17 protein-coding genes are annotated in these 17941 nt (G+C 71.7%); 13 read left to right on the forward strand and 4 right to left on the reverse strand.

Annotation, left to right across the window (positions count from 1 at the left end; all coding sequences use genetic code 11):
• On the reverse strand, window positions 1-828 hold the full coding sequence (locus ACME2J_RS03115; RefSeq protein WP_495543412.1) for a 2-keto-4-pentenoate hydratase: 828 nt from the start codon (window positions 826-828) through the stop codon (window positions 1-3).
• 75 nt (window positions 829-903) lie between these two features.
• On the opposite strand from ACME2J_RS03115, the gene ACME2J_RS03120 reads away from it, so the two are divergent.
• The 8 genes from ACME2J_RS03120 to ACME2J_RS03155 all read left to right on the forward strand — a co-directional run bounded on the left by ACME2J_RS03120 (window position 904) and on the right by ACME2J_RS03155 (window position 8610).
• Window positions 904-1677, forward strand: coding sequence for an IclR family transcriptional regulator (locus tag ACME2J_RS03120; protein WP_495543413.1), 774 nt, complete (start codon window positions 904-906; stop codon window positions 1675-1677).
• Between the two features lie 72 nt (window positions 1678-1749).
• Window positions 1750-2718, forward strand: coding sequence for a VOC family protein (locus ACME2J_RS03125; protein WP_495543414.1), 969 nt, complete (start codon window positions 1750-1752; stop codon window positions 2716-2718).
• Window positions 2718-4049, forward strand: a complete 1332-nt coding sequence (locus ACME2J_RS03130) for an aromatic ring-hydroxylating oxygenase subunit alpha (RefSeq protein WP_495543415.1) — start codon at window positions 2718-2720, stop codon at window positions 4047-4049. Before ACME2J_RS03125 ends, ACME2J_RS03130 begins: the two co-directional genes overlap by 1 nt.
• On the forward strand, window positions 4046-4822 hold the full coding sequence (locus ACME2J_RS03135) for an SDR family NAD(P)-dependent oxidoreductase (protein ID WP_495543416.1): 777 nt from the start codon (window positions 4046-4048) through the stop codon (window positions 4820-4822). The genes ACME2J_RS03130 and ACME2J_RS03135 overlap by 4 nt, the downstream gene beginning before the upstream one ends.
• Window positions 4823-4827: 5 nt before the next feature.
• On the forward strand, window positions 4828-5346 hold the full coding sequence (locus ACME2J_RS03140) for an aromatic-ring-hydroxylating dioxygenase subunit beta (RefSeq protein ID WP_495543417.1): 519 nt from the start codon (window positions 4828-4830) through the stop codon (window positions 5344-5346).
• Between the two features lie 17 nt (window positions 5347-5363).
• On the forward strand, window positions 5364-6053 hold the full coding sequence (locus tag ACME2J_RS03145; protein ID WP_495543452.1) for a class II aldolase/adducin family protein: 690 nt from the start codon (window positions 5364-5366) through the stop codon (window positions 6051-6053).
• Complete coding sequence (locus ACME2J_RS03150) at window positions 6050-6940, forward strand: alpha/beta fold hydrolase (protein WP_495543418.1); 891 nt, start codon at window positions 6050-6052, stop codon at window positions 6938-6940. The genes ACME2J_RS03145 and ACME2J_RS03150 overlap by 4 nt, the downstream gene beginning before the upstream one ends.
• A complete protein-coding gene (locus ACME2J_RS03155) occupies window positions 6937-8610 on the forward strand; it encodes an acetate--CoA ligase (RefSeq protein WP_495543419.1) in 1674 nt (557 codons plus the stop codon). Before ACME2J_RS03150 ends, ACME2J_RS03155 begins: the two co-directional genes overlap by 4 nt.
• Window positions 8611-8713: 103 nt before the next feature.
• Here ACME2J_RS03155 and ACME2J_RS03160 read toward each other — a convergent pair whose 3' ends face one another.
• Both ACME2J_RS03160 and ACME2J_RS03165 read right to left on the reverse strand, forming a co-directional pair.
• Window positions 8714-9814 carry a TIGR03857 family LLM class F420-dependent oxidoreductase gene (locus ACME2J_RS03160; protein WP_495543420.1) on the reverse strand — a complete coding sequence of 367 codons (1101 nt, stop codon included), beginning with the start codon at window positions 9812-9814 and terminating at the stop codon, window positions 8714-8716.
• 79 nt (window positions 9815-9893) lie between these two features.
• Entirely contained in the window at window positions 9894-11675 is a 1782-nt protein-coding gene (locus ACME2J_RS03165) for an FAD-dependent monooxygenase (protein ID WP_495543421.1), read from the reverse strand.
• A 93-nt stretch (window positions 11676-11768) separates the two neighbouring features.
• Between ACME2J_RS03165 and ACME2J_RS03170 the strand changes: the two genes are divergently transcribed.
• Window positions 11769-12374 (forward strand): VOC family protein, encoded by a 606-nt coding sequence (locus tag ACME2J_RS03170; protein WP_495543422.1) that lies wholly within the window; start codon window positions 11769-11771, stop codon window positions 12372-12374.
• Here the strand turns inward: ACME2J_RS03170 and ACME2J_RS03175 are convergent.
• The gene (locus tag ACME2J_RS03175) at window positions 12317-13027 is read right to left on the reverse strand and encodes a GntR family transcriptional regulator (protein ID WP_495543453.1); all 711 of its coding nucleotides are present in this window, start codon (window positions 13025-13027) and stop codon (window positions 12317-12319) included. The genes ACME2J_RS03170 and ACME2J_RS03175 overlap by 58 nt on opposite strands.
• A 71-nt stretch (window positions 13028-13098) precedes the next feature.
• Between ACME2J_RS03175 and ACME2J_RS03180 the strand changes: the two genes are divergently transcribed.
• From ACME2J_RS03180 to ACME2J_RS03195, 4 genes are all read left to right on the forward strand, one after another.
• Window positions 13099-14004: a fumarylacetoacetate hydrolase family protein gene (locus ACME2J_RS03180; RefSeq protein ID WP_495543423.1), complete on the forward strand. Its 906-nt coding sequence runs from the start codon at window positions 13099-13101 to the stop codon at window positions 14002-14004.
• A gap of 115 nt (window positions 14005-14119) precedes the next feature.
• Complete coding sequence (locus ACME2J_RS03185; protein ID WP_495543424.1) at window positions 14120-15016, forward strand: DUF7064 domain-containing protein; 897 nt, start codon at window positions 14120-14122, stop codon at window positions 15014-15016.
• A 222-nt stretch (window positions 15017-15238) separates the two neighbouring features.
• On the forward strand, window positions 15239-16165 hold the full coding sequence (locus ACME2J_RS03190) for a DUF7064 domain-containing protein (RefSeq protein ID WP_495543425.1): 927 nt from the start codon (window positions 15239-15241) through the stop codon (window positions 16163-16165).
• Window positions 16162-17916, forward strand: a complete 1755-nt coding sequence (locus ACME2J_RS03195; RefSeq protein ID WP_495543426.1) for a PEP-utilizing enzyme — start codon at window positions 16162-16164, stop codon at window positions 17914-17916. Before ACME2J_RS03190 ends, ACME2J_RS03195 begins: the two co-directional genes overlap by 4 nt.
• Window positions 17917-17941 lie beyond the last annotated feature (25 nt).

Here is a 17941-nt window from a genome sequence, read left to right on the forward strand (position 1 = left end):
TCACTCCTCGATCTCGATGGTGACGGCCCCGAGACGGGGGCCGAAGTCGGCGGTGTAGACGCCGGGGGTCGCCTCGACGGCGGCGGTGAGCGAGCCGGAGAGGATCGGCTCGTCGGCGGGCAGCGCCTCGCCGCGGCGGCCGAGCTCGTTCGCGAGCCACGCGACCGCCTCGGCAGGGTCGCCCATCACCGCCTCGCCGGTTCCGCGCTCGAGGATCTCGTCGCCCCGCGAGAGCGTCATCTCGACGGTGGTGAGGTCCCCTGCGTCCGCCGCCGCGACCGGTGTGCCGAGGACGCCCCCGAGGCAGGAGGCGTTGTCGCTGATCGTGTCGGCCAGCCGGATCTTCCAGTCTCGGATCCGCGAGTCGATGAGCTCGAACACGGGGAGGACGGCGGCGGTCGCCTCCCGCACGTCGTCGGCGCTGACGGTCGTGTCGGCGTCGCCGAGCGGGCGCGAGAGGACGAAGCCGATCTCCCCCTCGAGGCGGGGATGGATCGCGCGGATCCCGGACATCGAGACCCGACCGCCGTCCGGGAAGGTGTGGGTGTGGAAGAGGACGCCGAAGTCCGGGTCGTCGACTCCGAGCTGGGCGCGCATGGCTGCGCTCGTGAGTCCGATCTTGCGTCCCCGCACCGTGCGCTTGTCCGCGATGTGATGGGCGACCAGGGCGCGCTGGATCGCGTACGCGTCGTCCACGCTCAGCTCGGGGTGCGCGTCCGTGAGCGGCTCGACCGGGATGCCGGAGGCGAACGCCTGGTACAGCGTCTCGGCGAGCGACGCGACGTCGACCGGATTCCGTGGTTGCGAGGAGGCGGGCACGGCGGTCACGTCACCAGAGCCTCCCCCTGATGGGCAATACGCGTCCTACTATGGTGGACAGCGGACAGGCGTACGATCGGAGGCATGCTCCAGACCGTCGAGAACCTCGGCCGCGTTCTCGATCTCTACGCCGCCGAGCGCCCCGAGCTCGGGGTCACCGAGGTGGCCGAGGCGCTCGGGATGGGGAAGTCGAAGGCGCACCTCCTCCTCTCGTCGATGGCCGAGGTCGGCATCCTGCGGCGGGTGCAGGGCGGCCGCTACCGGGTGGGCTGGCGCGCGCTGCAGCTCGACCGGATCGCCGCCGAGACCACGCCGTTCCGCCTCCCCGGCCGCTCGGCGGCCGTCGCGCTCGCCCGTCGCACCGGCGAGACGATCCACCTCGGCGCGCTCGACGGCGGCCGGGTCGTCTACGTCGATCGGATGCAGGGCGCGCGCGCGACGGATCTCCCGCTCTCGCAGATCGGCAAGCACCTGCCCGCGCACTGCTCGGGCGTCGGGAAGGTCCTCCTCGCCCATCGTGATCGCGACGAGGTCGACGAGTACCTCGTCCGTCACGGGATGGAGGCCTTCACGCCGGCGACGATCACCAAGCCGGACGACCTCCATCGCGAGCTCGAGACGGTCCGGCGGATCGGGGTCGCCTACGACCGCGAGGAGGTCCTCCCGGGTCTCGGGTGCGTCGCCGCGCCGATCCGCGACAGCGGAGGCGAGGTCTGCGCCGCGATCAGCATCTCCGGCCCGGCCGACCGCGTCCGCGACCGCGGCGACGACTACCGGCGCCTCGTCGCCGGCGCCGCCCGCAGCGTCGAGAAGCACATCGCCCGCGACGAGATGGTCCGGCGCGTCCAGCAAGGCTGAACACCGGTTGTCTCTCTCGAACGAGGCACCGCACGATCTGGTTCCCACCCACTGTCAGGACAGGAGAGACGCATGTCGATCACCCATCTGGGTCACGCGGAGCTGCGAGTGACCGACCTCGCGGCCTCGAAGGCCTTCTTCACCGACCTCATCGGCCTCCAGGTCTCCGAGGAGCGCGACGGCTGCGTCCTCCTGCGCGCCTGGCAGGACTGGGACCACCACACGCTCATGCTCACGGAGGCCGACACCTCCGGGCTCGACCACATGGGCTGGCGCGTCCCGGAGCGCGCCGACGCAGAGCAGGCGCAGAAGGCGCTCGAGTCGGCGGGCGTCTCGACCGCGTGGGCCGAGGGCTCCGACGAGAAGGCCCACGGCGACTCCCTCGTCTTCAACACGCCGGGCGGCATCCCCATGGAGCTCTACTGGGAGCCGAAGAAGTACGTCGCCCCGCCGGAGAACGCCTCGCGTCTTCCCTCGCACCCGTCGAAGATGACCGCGTACGGCGCCGCGCCGCGCCGCTTCGACCACGTCACCTTCATCGTCGACGACGTGCCCGCCGAGCAGGCGTTCCTCAGCGACGTGCTCGGGATCCGGCACAACTACCTCATCCACGGCCCGGACGGGACCCGCTGGGGCTCCTGGATGAGCTGCAACAACGTGTCGCATGAGATCGCGCTCACGAAGAGCTTCGACCAGTCCGGCGGCCGGCTCCATCACGTCGCCTACTACGCCGACTCCCCCGACGAGGTCCTGCGCGCCGCGTCGCTCCTCGTCGACCACGGCTTCGAGCTCGAGTGGGGGCCCGGCAAGCACGGCACGAGCGGGGCGACCTTCCTCTACTTCAAGGAGCCCAGCGGCAACCGGGTCGAGATCTGGACCGGCGGCATGCTCATCTTCGCCCCCGACTGGGAGCCCATCCGCTGGGACACCGAGGTCGGGCACCTCGGGAACAGCATGTGGGGGACCCCGCTGCCCGAGTCGTTCCGGCTCGGCACCGAGCTCGCCGACCTCACCGAGCAGGCCGGGGCGGTGGCGGGCTGATGACCTTCCGCGACATCGACTCCGCGGGGCTCGGCTCGCTCATCCGCGACGACCGCGACAAGGGCCTCTTCCGCGTCCACCGCTCCTCGATGACCTCGGAGGAGATCCTCCAGCTCGAGCACGAGAAGATCTTCGAGCGCGTCTGGCTCTACCTCGGCCACGACTCCGAGCTCGCCGAGCCCGGCGACTACCGCCGGCGGCGGATCGCCGGCAGGTCGATCATCTTCGTCCGCGACCAGGAGGGCGAGGTCCGCGCGTTCCACAACACCTGCCCGCACCGCGGCGCGATCGTGTGTCGCCACGACGCGGGGAACGCGAAGGCGTTCCAGTGCTTCTACCACGCGTGGACGTTCAACACGAAGGGCGAGCTGAAGGGGATCCCCGGCGCCGACGCGTACGAGGGCGGCGGATTCGAGAAGTCCGACCGCAACCTCACCCCCGTCGCGAAGCTCGCGCAGTACAAGGGCTTCTGGTTCATCTCCTTCAACCCCGACATCGGCTCGCTCGAGGGCTACCTCGCGGGGGCGAAGGACGTCCTCGACATGGTCACCGAGCAGTCGCCTTCGGGCCAGATGGTCGTCCAGAAGGGCACGCACCTCTACTCGATGCGGGCGAACTGGAAGCTCCTCGTCGAGAACTCGGTCGACGGCTATCACGGCATGCCCACCCACCAGACGTACTTCGAGTACGTCATCTCGGCAGGCGGCGTCGCGGACGGCAAGACCCTCAAGGGGACCTGCGAGGCCCTCGGCAACGGGCACGCCGTCATCCACTACTGGTCGCCGTGGGGCCGCCCCGTCGCGCGCTGGGTGCCGCAGATGGGCGAGAAGGCGAAGCCCGAGATCGAGCGCATCCGCGCGGAGATGACGGAGCGTCACGGGGAGGAGCGGGCCACTCAGCTGTGCGAGTGGAACCGCAACATGATCATCTACCCCAACCTCGTCATCAACGACATCATGGCGACGACGGTCCGGACCTTCTACCCGGTCTCGCCCGGGCTCATGGAGATCAGCGCCTGGTCGCTCGCGCCGGTCGAGGAGACCGGCGACCGCGCCCAGGTGCGCCTCCACAACTTCCTCGAGTTCCTCGGGCCCGGAGGCTTCGCGACGCCCGACGACGTCGAGGCCCTCGACTCGTGCCAGATCGGCTTCGCGGCCGGCGGCGAGGAGTGGAACGACGTCTCGCGAGGCATGAAGCGCACCCCCCAGTTCGACGACGAGCTGCAGATGCGCTCGTTCTGGCGGCAGTGGGCGGCGGACATGGAGGAGCGGAAGATCACGAGCTGGGACGACGGCATCCCGACGCCCGGACCCCTCGCGAAGGCGACATGAGCGACGGCATCGCGCGTGCCGCGATCGTCACCGGCGCCGCCGGCGGCATCGGCCTCGCGATCGCGCGGCGCCTCGCCGCGGGAGGGACCGCGGTCGCCCTCGGCGACGTCGACGGCGACCGTCTCGACGAGGCGGTCGCCCAGATCGCCGAGGAGGGCGGCCGCGCGATCGGCCACGCCGGCGACGTGAGCACGCTCGACGGCGCCCAGGGGCTCGTCGATGCGACGCTCGCGGCGTTCGGGCGGCTCGACGTCCTCGTCAACAACGCGGGCGGCGGCGTCATCCGGCGGTTCCTCGATCACGACGAGGACTCGATCGCCGAGACGCTCTCCCGCAACCTCCACACGACGATCCACTGCTGCCGCGCGGCGCTGCCCCTGATGGTCGAGGCGGGCGGCGGGCGGATCGTCAACGTCGGGGCGGAGTCCGTGCGCAACGGGCTGTCGCTCCACGCGATGTACAACGCCGCGAAGGGCGGCGTCCACGCGCTCACGTCCGGGCTCGCTCGCGAGTTCGCCCCGCACGGCATCACGGTCAACTGCGTCGCGCCCTCGATCATCGAGACGCCGCAGGTGACCGCGGCGCTCGCGGAGCGACGCGAGATCGTCCCCGGATGGAACGCGATGATCGATCAGGCGATCGACCTCATCCCGCTCGGACGGCCCGGAGGGCTCGAGGAGGTCGCGGCGACCGTCGCGTTCCTCGCCTCGCCCGACGCGTCGTTCGTCACGGGTCAGGTCGTGAGCGTCAACGGCGGAAGCAGCATGGGATAGAGACGATGGCCACAGCGGACACGACGCAGATCACGACCAACGAGCGGCTGCTCCTGCGGCTCGCCGTCGAGGAGTTCCTCGTCGAGGAGGCGCACCTCCTCGACGAGTGGAAGCTCGACGACTGGCTCGCGCTGTTCCAGGAGGGGGCCGACTACGTCGTGCCCTCGACCGACGTGCCGGAGGGCGACCCGCGCGAGGCGCTCACCCTCATCGACGACGACCACCTGCGGCTCACCTGGCGCGTGAACCGGCTGAAGAGCCGCCACGCGCACCGCGAGTTCCCGTACTCGCGGACGCGCCGTCAGATCTCGAACATCCGGATCCTCGCGGTTCGCGGCGAGGAGGTCGACGTCGAGGCCGGCGTCGTGCTTCACCGCTTCCGCGCCGGGCACCACGACATCTTCGTCGGCGTCTACAAGCACACGCTCGTCCGCGACGGGGAGACCTTCAAGTTCAAGCTGCGACGCGCGGAGCTCGACCAGGAAGCGCTCATCCCCAACGGCGCGCTCAGCGTGGTGCTCTGATCGCGGTCGCGGACGACATCGTCGCGGCCTGCGCCGTCCTCGACGGCGAGGGTCTCACCGAGGCCTTCGGCCACGTGAGCGCGCGGACGGACGACGGGGCGATCCTCATGACGCCTCGCGTCGGGCCGGGCCTCGTCGGGGACCCGAGCGAGTTGCTGCGGCTCGACGCCGACGGCGAGGTCGTCGACGGCGACGCGTCGCTGCTCCCCGGCGAGGCGGCGCTGCACCTCGGCGCCTACCGCGCCCGGGAGGACGTCGGCGCGGTCGTGCGCTTCCACGGCCGCTCGTGCCTCGCCGCCTCGACGGCGCTCGACGCGCTGCCGTGCGTCGCCGGCGTCGGGATGTTCTGCGGCTCGGCGGTGCCGGTGCACGACGTCGCGATCACCGTGACGAGCCCGGAGGGCGGCGACGCGGTCGCCGCGACGCTCGGGGACGGCCGTGCCGTCGCCCTGCGCGGCTTCGGTCAGCTGACGGTCGGCGCCGACGTGCGCGACGCGCTCGCGTACGCCGTCTTCCTCGAGCGCAACGCCGCGGCCCTCATCGGAGGCGCGGCGCTCGGCAGCCCACGCGAGTACGACGCGGTCGCGGTCGACCGCTTCCTCGCCGCGACCGTCGCGCGCCGCGAGCAGATCGAGCGCAGCTGGACCTACTGGACGTCGCGCCACGGCGCGACCGCGAACGACGACACTCGGAGGGATCGCGCATGAGCGCGCAGACGATCTGGCTGGACATGATGGGCGCAGGGGTGTGCGAGCGCTTCTACGACGCCCGTGGCGTGCGCACCCGCGTCCTCGAGGCGGGCGACCCGGCGAGCCCGGCGCTCGTCCTCCTCCACGGGACCGGCGGCCACGCCGAGACCTACTGCCGCAACCTCGGTCCGCTGTCGCGGCACTTCCGCGTCCTCGCGATCGACATGGTGGGGCACGGCTACACCGGGCGCCCCGACATCGACTACTCGGTGGGCGACTACGCCTCCCATGTCGTCGACGTCCTCGACGCCGCCGGCATCGAGCGCGCCCACGTCTCGGGCGAGTCGCTCGGCGGGATGGTCGCCGCCTGGTGCGGGATCGCCCATGCCGATCGCACCGACCGCATCGTCATGAACACGGGGACGCTCGCGCGTCCCGACGCGGGCGGCCAGGCGCAGCTCGACGATCTCGAGCAGCGGACGCTGGCGCTCGCGCGGGAGGGCATCACCCGCGAGAAGGTCCGCCACCGGATGAACTGGCTCGTCGCCGAGCCCGAGCGGATGACGGACGAGATGATCGACGTCCGCCTGCGGATCTACGAGCAGCCCGGGATGCTCGACTCGGTCGCGACGATCATGTCGCGCGTCGTCGGGATGCTGCGAGGCGACCACGGGGACGAGTACATGGAGCCCGGCGTCCTGCGGGGGCTCGAGCGGCCGACGCTCGTCCTCTGGACCGAGGACAACCCCGGGCAGACGACCGAGCTCGCGCGCGAGGTCTCGAAGGACATCCCCGACGCGCGGTTCGAGGTCCTCACCGACTGCGCCCACTGGCCGCAGTTCGAGCGTCCCGACGCGTTCAACGGCACCCTTCTCGACTTCCTCGGCGCGGAGGTGCCGGCATGAGCACCCAGGCGTCCTTCCGTGCGCGGCCCGGGCGCGATGCCGCGCCGAACATGGCGGACTACGAGGCGGAGCGCACGTCGTTCCGGCTCGACGTTCCCGAGCGCTACAACCCCGTCCTCGACATCGTCGACGGCTGGGCCGACGAGGACCCCGCGGCACCGGCCGTCCTCTCGCTCGACGCCTCCGGCGAGGTCGTCCGGCTCGACACCGCGGCGGACCTCTCCGCGCGGTCCCGCCGCGCCGCACGGGCGCTCCTGGACGCCGGCGTGACGAAGGGCGACCACGTCTTCGTCATGCTGCCGCGCGTCCCCGAGTGGTACGAGGCGATGCTCGGCTGCATGCGCATCGGCGCCGTCCCGATGCCGGGGCCGAACCTCCTCACCGCGAAGGACATCGCCTTCCGCATCGGCGAGACCGGGGCGAGGGCGGCGATCACCGACGTCGCGGGAGCCGAGAAGGTCGACGGCGCCGCGCCGGGGCTGGCGACGCGGTTCGTCGTGGGCGACACCGGTCGCGACGGGTGGCGCTCCTGGGCCGACGCGCTCGAGGCCGCCGGCGACGGCGACGTGCCGACCGACCCCACGCACCGCGATGATCCCTTGCTCCTCTACTTCACGAGCGGCACGGTCTCGCAGCCGAAGATGGTCCAGCACCGCCAGTCCTACGGGCTCGCGCACGTGCCGACGGCGCGCTTCTGGCACGACCTCCGCCCGGGCGACGTCCACTGGACGATCACGGACACGGGGTGGGCGAAGGCCGCGTGGGGGACGCTGTTCGGCCAGTTCCACGAGCGTGCCTGTGTCGTGCAGGCCGCGCTCGGCAAGCCCGACGCCGACACGCTCTTCAGCGTCATCGAGCGCCACGGCGTCACGTCCTTCTGCGCGCCGCCGACGCTCTACCGCGCGCTCGTCCAGGGCGACTTCGACCGGCACGACCTCTCGACGCTGCGGCACTGCACCAGCGCCGGCGAGCCGCTCAACCCGGAGGTCATCCGGGCGTGGCGCGAGGGGACGGGCGGGCTCACGGTCTACGACGGCTACGGGCAGACCGAGACCGCCGCGCTCGTCGCCAACTACCGCGCGGTGGAGGTGCGGCCGGGATCGATGGGCAAGCCCGTCCCGGGATGGGACGTCGACGTCGTCGACGACGACGGCCGGCCCGTCGAGCCGGGCACCGTCGGCCACGTCGCCGTGCGCACGGAGCCCGTGCGCCCGGTCGGCCTCTTCCCCGGCTACCACCAGGCGCCCGAGGCGACCGCCGAGGCGTTCCCCGAGGGCCTCGGCCTCTACTTCACGGGTGACAAGGCGGCGAAGGACGAGGACGGGTACTTCTGGTTCGAGGGCCGCGGCGACGACGTCATCACGTCGAGCGCCTACCGGATCGGGCCGTTCGAGGTCGAGAGCGCGCTCGTCGAGCACCCGGCGGTCACCGAGGCGGCGGTCGTCGGCAAGGACGATCCCGAGCGCACGCAGATCGTCGTCGCGTTCTGCATCCTGTCGGCCGGCCACGAGGGGACGCCCGAGCTGGCGAAGGAGCTGCAGGACCACGTGAAGGCGCTCACCGCGCCGTACAAGTACCCGCGGGAGATCCACTTCGTCGACGAGCTGCCGAAGACGGTGAGCGGCAAGATCCGCCGGACGGAGCTGCGGGCGTCGCTCCGCGCCGGCTGAGCCCGCTCGCCACCCCCACCCCCACTGACGAAACTCACGGCTGGCGTGGGTTTCGTCAGGGCGGGGGGTGCCCTTCGCTCACCGCCGGAAGGCCGAGGCGCTGTCAGCGCCGCCGGCGCTCGCGGATCTCGTCGAGGACCACGGCGGTCACGTCCGGCGTCGCGCCGTGCAGGCAGATCTCGTCGGCGCCGGCCGCGAGGTACTCCTCGATCCGGTCGGCGCAGTCCGCCGGGCTGCCGACGGCGGCGTTCGGCAGGACCCAGTCCTCGGGCAGGAGCCGGGCGGCATCGACGAGCTGCGCGCGGTGGAACGCGGCGTCGGCGTCCTTCGCCGTCCGCCCGTCGAAGACCGGGTGGGCATGGACCGCCTCGAGCCGGGCGGGATCCCAGCCGTTGCGCGTCATGAGGTGCTCCCCGTACCCCGACATCCCGACGTACGTGAGGAGACGCGCGTGCACGAGGGCGACCGTCTCGTCGTCCGTGCGGTCCGGCGCGCAGACGAGCTCGCAGGTGATGCGCACCGAGTCGGGATCGCGGTCCGCGCGCACGGCGGCGTCCCGGACGAGGCGCGCCGTCTCGGCCACCGCCTCCGTGGTGAGGAAGGGCGGGAGCACGAGGCCGTCGCACTGCCGGCCTGCGAGGTCGGCCGCGCGCGGCGCGCCGAACGCGCCGAGGTGGATCGGCGGCGGTGGGACGTCGGCGACGTCGGCGAGCCGCATCGCGGGAAAGCGGCCGAGCGGCCCGTCGTAGGCGACGGTCTCGCCCGCCCAGAGCCTGCGCAGCACGACGACGAGATCCTCCGTCGCCTGCATCGTCGGGAACGGGATGCCCTGCGGGTCGAGGACGGAGCGAGCGCCACGGCCGAGGCCGACGAGAAGGCGCGGACCGAACATCGCCTGGAGCGTCTGTGCCCACGAGGCGAGCACCACCGGGTGCCGCGCCCCGGCGACGACGAGCCCGCTCGCCACGCCGATCCGCGACGTGAGCGCGGAGATCGCGCCGGTGAGGACGCCGATGTCCTTGAGGTCGAAGCGCTCGGAGATCCACACGCGCGCGAAGCCCGCGCGCTCGGCGGCGATCGCCTCGTCGACGGCGACGGACGGGTCCTTGACGCGGCCGGGGAGGACGAACGTGCTCAGGTCGGGCACGACGTCCCCGACCTCGCGATTCACGTCGGGCATCGTGCGCGTCGCCGTCTCCGTCATGGACCGACCTTCGGGCGCGCGGCACGGCGCGGCAAACGCCGTTCGACAGTGCTGTCCGGGTGTCCGGCCTCCGGCTCGGCTACGACGACGCGTTCGCCAAGGCCTGCGGGGCGAGGACGTGGCGAAGCGCAGCCGTGAGCTCCGCCGCGGGGTCCGTGGCCGTGTCCTGCGTCCGCCAGGCGCAGTGATGGTCGGGACGCACGAGGACGGCCCCGGCCGGGTCGAGGCCTGCGATCTCCGCCCAGCGGCCGTCGACGTCCTGGGCGTCGACGCCGATCGTCACGACGTCGAGCCGCAGGTCGAGGGCGGTGGCGACCTCGCGCGCCGCGTCGGCCCACGCCTCGCCGGCTGGTCCCGCGATGAGCGCGAACCCTCCGGGCCGCACGAGGTCGTGGGTCGAGATGCGCGCGCCGTCGCGGTCGAGCCACGCGTGCGGGAGTCGGTGGCCCGGTCGTGTCGTCGGCGCGTACTCCGTGCCGAACGGGTCGCGCTCCGGCGCGTCCGTGCCGTCGGGCACGAGCGCGCCGTCCTCGTAGGAGTAGCCGATCTCGATGTCGTGGGCGTGGAACTCGACGCGCTGGGTGTGGATGACCTCGCGGAAGCGGGCCCGGATGGAGGCGCCGAGCCGGCCCTCGGAGAAGAAGGCCTGCATCGCTGCGACGTTGGCCTCCATGGGCGCGCCGGGGAGGAAGCCCATCGCGACGTCGACGACCGCGAAGTTCGTGAACGCGGCGAGCGCCCAGTCGGCGTTGTCGACCGAGACGGGATGCCGCTCGGACTCGTAGGTGTCGAGGAGCGAGTCGTCCGCGCGGCCGGCGAGCACCTCGGCGAGCTTCCAGCAGATGTTGTGGGCGTCGGCGAAGGCGCCGTTGAGGCCGAGGCCGGTCGTCGGCGGCTGGCGGTGGGCGGAGTCCCCCGCGAGGAAGACGTTCCCGATCCGGAAGCGCTCCGCGACGATCCGGTCGAGGATCCAGTGACTCACCTTGTGGACCTCGAGCTCGAGCTCCGGGATCTTGAGCAGCTCGCGGATCCGCGGGACGATCTTGTCCTCGTCGAAGCGCTCCGGGTCGTCCGGGCGGAACGCGAAGTGCATGACCCACTCCTCCGAGTGGCGATCCCACGTGGGCCCCATCTTGACGAGCGCTCCGCTCGTCCACGAGCCGCTGCCCTCGGCGTTGATCGACCACGTGATCATCGACTCGTCGTCGGCGTACTCGGAGAGGTCGGCCGTGAAGTGGGTCGAGACCATGTCCATCATCCCGGTCGGGCCGATCATCGGGACGCCCAGGGCGGGACCGACGGTCTTGCCGCCGTCCGCGGCGATCATGTACCGGCAGCGGACTCGGTAGCGCTCGTCGGCCGCGCGGTGGAGAACGGTCGCGAGGACCTCGTCGCCCTCCTGCGCGAAGTCGACGAGCTCGTGCCCGAAGCGCACGGAGTCCGGCGACCGCTCCTCGGCCATCCGGCGCAGGAGCGGCTCGAGACGGAGCTGCGGGTAGTTCGTCGGCATGCACGGGCTGTCGCGCGCGTACAGGTCCTTCAGCACACCTCCGCCGAAACCGTCGAACTCGTGGAACTGGCGCCGGTCGTAGGGGCCGTCGCCGCCGATCGAGGTCACCCACCGGATGTGGCCGAAGTTGTCGATCGGCGCACCGACCTCGTAGATCCCGTCCGCCATGTCGTGCTGACGGAAGATCTCCATCGTGCGCTGCGTGAGGTAGTGCGCCTTCGGCAGGTGCGACGTCGTGTCGTGCCGCTCGATCATGAGGTGCTCGACGCCGAGATCCGAGAGGAACGCGGACGACGCGAGTCCGCAGCCTCCTCCACCGACGACAAGGACCGGGACCCGCACCTCTCGCATCGCAGCGCTCCTCCGCTCTCCTCCGGGACGCGTTGTATATAACATATCGACCAGCCGCGAGTGCGGCTGTGGTCCCGACTCAGGAGGAGAGGCATGGCCGAGGTCACGTTCGACGAGCAGCGGGTGCGCCGCCCCGCGCTCCATCACGTCAACCTCAAGACGCGCCGGCTCGACGACCTCGTCGAGTGGTACGGACTGGTCCTCGGCGCCGAGGCCAACTTCTCCTTCCCCGGGGGCGCCTTCCTCACCAACGACGAGGCGAACCACCGCATCGCGCTCATCACGCTCCCGGCGTTCGTCGACGACGACGCCAAGGTGACGCGGACCGGGATGCATCACGTCGCCTTCGAGTATCCGGAGCTCGACGACCTCCTCGCGACCTACCTGCGGCTGAAGTCGCACGGGATCGTGCCCGGCGGCTGCCTCGATCACGGGCTCACCCTGTCCTTCTACTACCAGGACCCCGACGACAACTCCGTCGAGCTGCAGATCGACAACTACGGCGACTGGGCGAGGTCGACGGAGTTCATCCGCACCGATCCGCGGTTCGCGGCCGATCCGATCGGCAAGCCGGTCGACCCCGACGCCTACGTCGAGGCACGCCGCGCCGGCGCCTCGCCGCAGGAGCTCCACGACCGCGCCTACGCCGGTGGGCTCCCGCCCTCCGGGCCGTTCGACATCCGGCTCCCGCTGCCGTGACCGGCTGCGATGGCGCTCTCGATGAGCGCCTCGTTGTGCCGGAGGTGCTCGGCCATGAGCTTCGCCGCCCGCGCCGGGGCGCGGACCTCGAGCGCCGCGAGGATGGCCTCGTGCTCGCGCTGTGCGCCCTCGCGGTCCCAGGGGGTCTCGTCGATGAGGACCCGGACGTACGCCGCCGACGCGTCCCGGAGGTCGGCGATGAGTCGTTCGAGCCGAGGTCGGCGCGCGGCGGCGTAGATCCGGGCGTGGAACGTGCGGTTGAGAGCGAAGTAGGGACGCAGCTCGTGCGTGTCGCGCATCTCGTCGACGAGGCCGCGCAGCGCGGCGAGATCGTCGGGGCCGAGCGTCGAGGCGGCGATCCGCGTCGCGAGCGGCTCGAGGGCGATGCGCATCTCGTAGTTCTCGCGGAGGTCGTCGACCCGAGGAAGGAACACCACCGCGCCGCGATGCGGCTCGTAGGTGATGAGGCCCTCGCGCTGGAGGCGCGCGAACGCCTCGCGAACCGGGGTCGGGCTCACCGCGAACGCCTTCGCGACCTCGATCTGCCGCAACGCCGTGCCGGGAGCGAGGCGCCCGTCGAGGATCTGCTGCCGCAGGTCGTCGGCGACGGCCTCGGCCCGAGTCGTCGGCGTCGGCGTCGTCGGCTTCAGCATCGGCTCCACCCGTCCATCGTAGTGGTGGCGGGCAGACAATCGGTTATCCACAATCTCACGGGGGCCGCATCGTGAAGCTCGTCCGCTACCGCGAGGGCGGCGCTCCGAGGACGGGCGTCCTCGACGGGCCGCTCGTCGTCGACCTCGGCACGACATCCGTCGTGGAGCTGCTCGGGCTCCCGCCATCGCAGCGGGCGGCACGCATCGAGTCGGCCGCTCGCACGCACGGCGACCGGCGACCGGTCGAGCACGTCGACCTCCTCCCGCCGGTGGAGCGACCGGGGAAGTTCCTCGCGCTCGGCTTCAACTACGCCGACCACGCGGCGGAGGGGCCGACGACCGACCATGCCGGAGTCACGCGGGTCTACGAGACCGTCCGCCGGACGAAGGAGGCCTACCCCTCGCCGCGCTTCCCTCTCGTCTTCAACAAGCAGACGAGCTGCATCGTCGGCCCGCGCGACGACGTGCTGCTCCCCTGCGACGCCGAGATGCTCGACTACGAGGGCGAGCTGGCGGTGGTCCTCGCGCGCGGCGGCCGCCGGGTCGACGTCCGGGACGCCGCGGCGATCATCGGCGGCTACACGGTGACGAACGACCTCTCGATCCGCGAGTGGCAGGTGGAGACCCAGACCATGTGGCCCGGGAAGAGCTTCGACACGCACGGTCCGCTCGGCCCGTGCGTCGTCAGCGCGGACGCGCTCGACCCGAGAGCCCTCGCGATCCGCACGACCGTGAACGGCGAGGTCCGGCAACACGGGACGACGGGCGACATGATCCTCGGCGTCGCGGAGATCGTCTCGACGCTCTCGCAGGTCTGCAGTCTCGAGGCCGGGGACGTCATCGCGACCGGGACGCCAGGGGGGATCGGCACGCCGAGCGGACGCTTCCTGCAGGCAGGAGACGTCGTGCGCGTCGAGATCGAGGGGATCGGCGCGCTCGAGAACCACGTCGTCGCAGAGCCGGCCCGAAAAGGATGATTCCCACCCGCCCCTCGGCGGTCCTTCGGGCCTCGCGCCCTCGGGCGGGGGATCCGCGCCATCCGGTGGGGGCACGGCCTCCCCGCCGGCTCCCGCGATCGGGCAGGGTCGGCTCATGCCCATGATCGCCACCGAGCATTTCGCCCGCCACGCGCTCGCGGATGTCCCGCACGCGCGCGAGTCGTTCTTCTACGACGTCAAGCTGCCCGAGCAGGGTCTCGTCGGGCTCGTCTACACATGGGTCGACGCGTCGAGCCGGGCCGGCTACGCCGCGTGGATCTACGGGGGAGGCCAGGACGGCTCGACGCTCTTCGAGTTCGAGGACGGGATCGACGTGGACGACGCCGGATTCGACGCGTGGGAGGTCGGTCCGCTCAGCGTCGCCATGCGGCCGGGGAACGTCGGCAGTCGCGCCGTCTTCACGGGCGATCGCATCGGCGTCGAGCTCGAGTTCTCGCCGATGCACGACGCGTACCTCTACTCGCAGTCGCCGAGCGGCTGCCCGCCGTACTTCGCGACCGACCGCATGGAGCAGAGCGGGCGCGTGACCGGCCGGCTGCGCATCGACGACCGCTGGATCGACGTCGACGCCCTCGGCCATCACGACCACTCGTGGGGCGTGCGGAACTGGGGAGCGATGCAGCACTACAAGTGGATCGAGGCGCAAGCTCCGGACTTGTCGCTCCACCTCAGCGAGCTGAACGCCTACGGCCGGCGCGATCTCGTCGGCTACGTCTTCCGCGACGGCACCCTCGCGTCGATCGTCGAGGCCGACTGGACCGTCGAGTACGACGAGCGCTGGATGCAGCGCGAGTGCGCGCTGGCCGTCCGCGACGACGCGGATCGTACGACGACCTTGAGGGGCTCGGCGTTCGGCGACTTCGTCTTCCCGGTGAGCCCGGCCGCGACGCTGATGGACGCGATGCTGCGCGTCGACATCGACGGCCGCGCCGGCGCGGCGTTCACCGACTTCCTCTGGCCTCCCGGCTATCTCGAGCACATCGCCGGCTGAGGCCCCGCGGGCCTCGCGCTCCCCGGAGCCCCACCGGAGGCGCGCCTCGACGCGACGACCAGCGCGTCCGAGCGACGCGGCCGCGCGGTGCCCTGACCCCGCCGAGGCACGAGAACCGCCCGACGGGGACAGGCGCGACGGGTGACGCACGGGCGAGACTCGGAGGCGGCCCTCCGAGGGGAGCGGTGAGGCCGGCCACCGACCACGACCTGGAGGTTGAGCATGTCCGTCGCCGCCCTCGACCCGTCCTGCGACGCCCGTCACCGCCTCGACCCCGCGCGACCGCACGCGCGTGAATCGCTCGTCTGGGTCCTGCCCCTCCCGGAGGAGCAGCTCGGCGCGTTCGTCTACACCTGGGTGGACGCCCACGGCAAGGCCGGCGCGGCCGGCGTCGCGTTCGGGCCCCGGCTCGACGAGCCCATCTTCGAGATGCGCGACGGCATCGACGTCGGTCTCGAGATGCCGTTCACGGACTGGAGGGTCGGGCCGGTGCACGTCGCGCACAGCGAGCCGCTGCGCTCGGCCGACGTCGCCTACGGCGGCGACCGGCTCGGCGTGGAGCTCGCCTTCGAGGGCTTCCACGTCCCCTACACGTACGCCTCCCACGCCGACGGCTTCCCGTCCTTCTTCGCCGACGACCGCTACGAGCAGGGCGGCCGCGCACGCGGGGTCCTGCGCATCGACGGGGAGGAGATCGCCGTCGATGCGTTCTGCCACCGCGACCATTCGTGGGGCGCCCGCGACTGGGGAGCGGTGACGCACTACAAGTGGTGGAACTTCCTCGCCGAGGACGCCTCGATCAACGTCATGGACCTCCAGGCCTACGGGCACGGCGCGATCCGGGGGTACGTCCACAAGGAGGGGACGACGGCCGAGATCCTCGACGCCCGGTTCGACTACGAGCTCGACGAGCGCTTCGTCCACCGCGGCCTGCGGCTCGAGCTGCACGACTCCGAGGGTCGTACGACGGTCGCGACGGGTGGAGCGGACCGCAGCCGCCACGCGGACATCGTGTATCCGATCAACCCGCGGCTCACCCTCGTCGACGTCATCGGGACCGCGGAGATCGACGGGGCCCCCGGGGTCACCTACTCCGAGCTCTCCTGGGCTCCCGAGTACATCGCGGACCGCATGGGCCGGCACGCATGACGACGATCGCCTTCGAACAGGCCGGCACCGGGCTCACCGTCTTCGAGGACGACCCGGTCGAGGGCCCGGCGCTGTGGCTCGACTCCCCGCAGGCGGTGACCGATCTCGTCGCCTCGGGGGAGGCGCCGAACACGATCGCGATGGTTCGCGGCGGCACGACGACGTTCCTCACGCCGGTGCTCATGGCGGGCGTGAAGGGCATCATCACGCTCCAGGGGGCGCCCGAGAGCCACCTCGGCATCCTCGCCCGGGAGTACGGCGTCCCCTGCCTCATGTCGGTCGAGTTCACGAAGGGGATGCGCACGCCGCGCGGAGAGGTCGTCCCGGCGGACGGCGCGCTCGTGCGCCTCGACGTCTCGTCGTCCCCGAGAGGGGCCGTGCTCGTCGACGCCGACGCCCCCACGTCCGACGCCGAGAGCCGCCCGGCGACGCCCGAGATGGACGCGGACACCGCGGCCCAGATCCAGACGCTGCTCGAGCGCTACCGCGGTGAGGTGCCCCACGGCGACGAGGGCGACCGCATGCTCCAGGCGCGCCTGCGGACGCGGACCCTCCACCTCGACGACGACACGCTGCATCGCGACCTCACGCGCGACGAGGCCAACGAGATGCTCGAGTACGTCGGGTGGACGATGTGGGACTGCCTCGCCGCGCGCGCGACCGAGGGCGAGTCCGGTCTGATCCCGCGCCAGGAGTACGAGGCGCTCGGCTTCCTGCAGACCTGGCAGCGCTACCCCGAGCTGCTGCGCTTCATGACCGACGAACTGGGGCCCGACGGGATCATCGAGCTCGGTGCTGTCGCCCGTCGCGAGGTCGGGACCAAGATCAACCTCCTGCGCAACCTCGCCCTCGGCTTCATGGCGGCGTTCGGTCGCGGCGTGAGCATCTCCCTCGGCTATCAGGACGTCGGCGAGCGCGAGGAGGACCTGCGCACGGTCCTGCAGTTCATGCGTCGCCTCTACAAGGGCACCTGGGGCGACGGCGGCACGATGTTCACCTGCTCGCGCGGGTACGCCGCCCCGCTGCTCGACGCCGAGTGGATCGACCGCTTCCGCGAGGACGCCGAGATCTTCACGGAGCCCGAGCAGCGCCGTGCATTCCAGCGCTTCAGCGCGAGCGCCGAGCTCATGGGCTTCCTGCTGCACTTCGACTATCGCGGCGGGGTGTCGGACACCGGGCCCTACCCGCTCGGCGACGGGCGCTTCCTCATCGTCCGCGACCACTTCCTCCACGACCCGGTCTACCACTGGGCGGACGCCGCGTCCGATCTTCCTCACGCCGTCACGCAGGCGATGGTGTTCGAGCCCGTCGGCCCCCTCGAGACGTCGCTCGTCGACATCGGAACCCTCTTCACGACGCCGGCGAACTACCTGCGCCACATCACCGGCGCGGCGCTCTACGCCCGCGATCGATGGGACACGCCGATCGAGGAGCTGCGGCCCGTCGACGCCGAGGAGCGCTCGCGCATCCTGCGTGGCTGCGAGGAGGCGACCTCGCGGCTCTACGCGCGCATCGCCGCGATGCCGCGTCGCGACAAGATCATGGCGGGCACGCAGGTCTACTTCACGGACTTCATCGCCCCCTACGCACGGCGGGCCGGGTTGTGGGAGCGCATGCGCGACGAGCTCGACTTCTTCGAGCTCGACCCGGTCACCTCGCGGGCCTACACGCCGCTCGTCACCGAGGGCAAGGCGACGACGCTCGTCCCGCAGCTCTTCATCACGGGGTCGGGCTTCCCGCCGCTCCCGTGATCCTCATCCGTCCTGACGAAACTCA

The organism is Paraconexibacter sp., assembly GCF_059438195.1.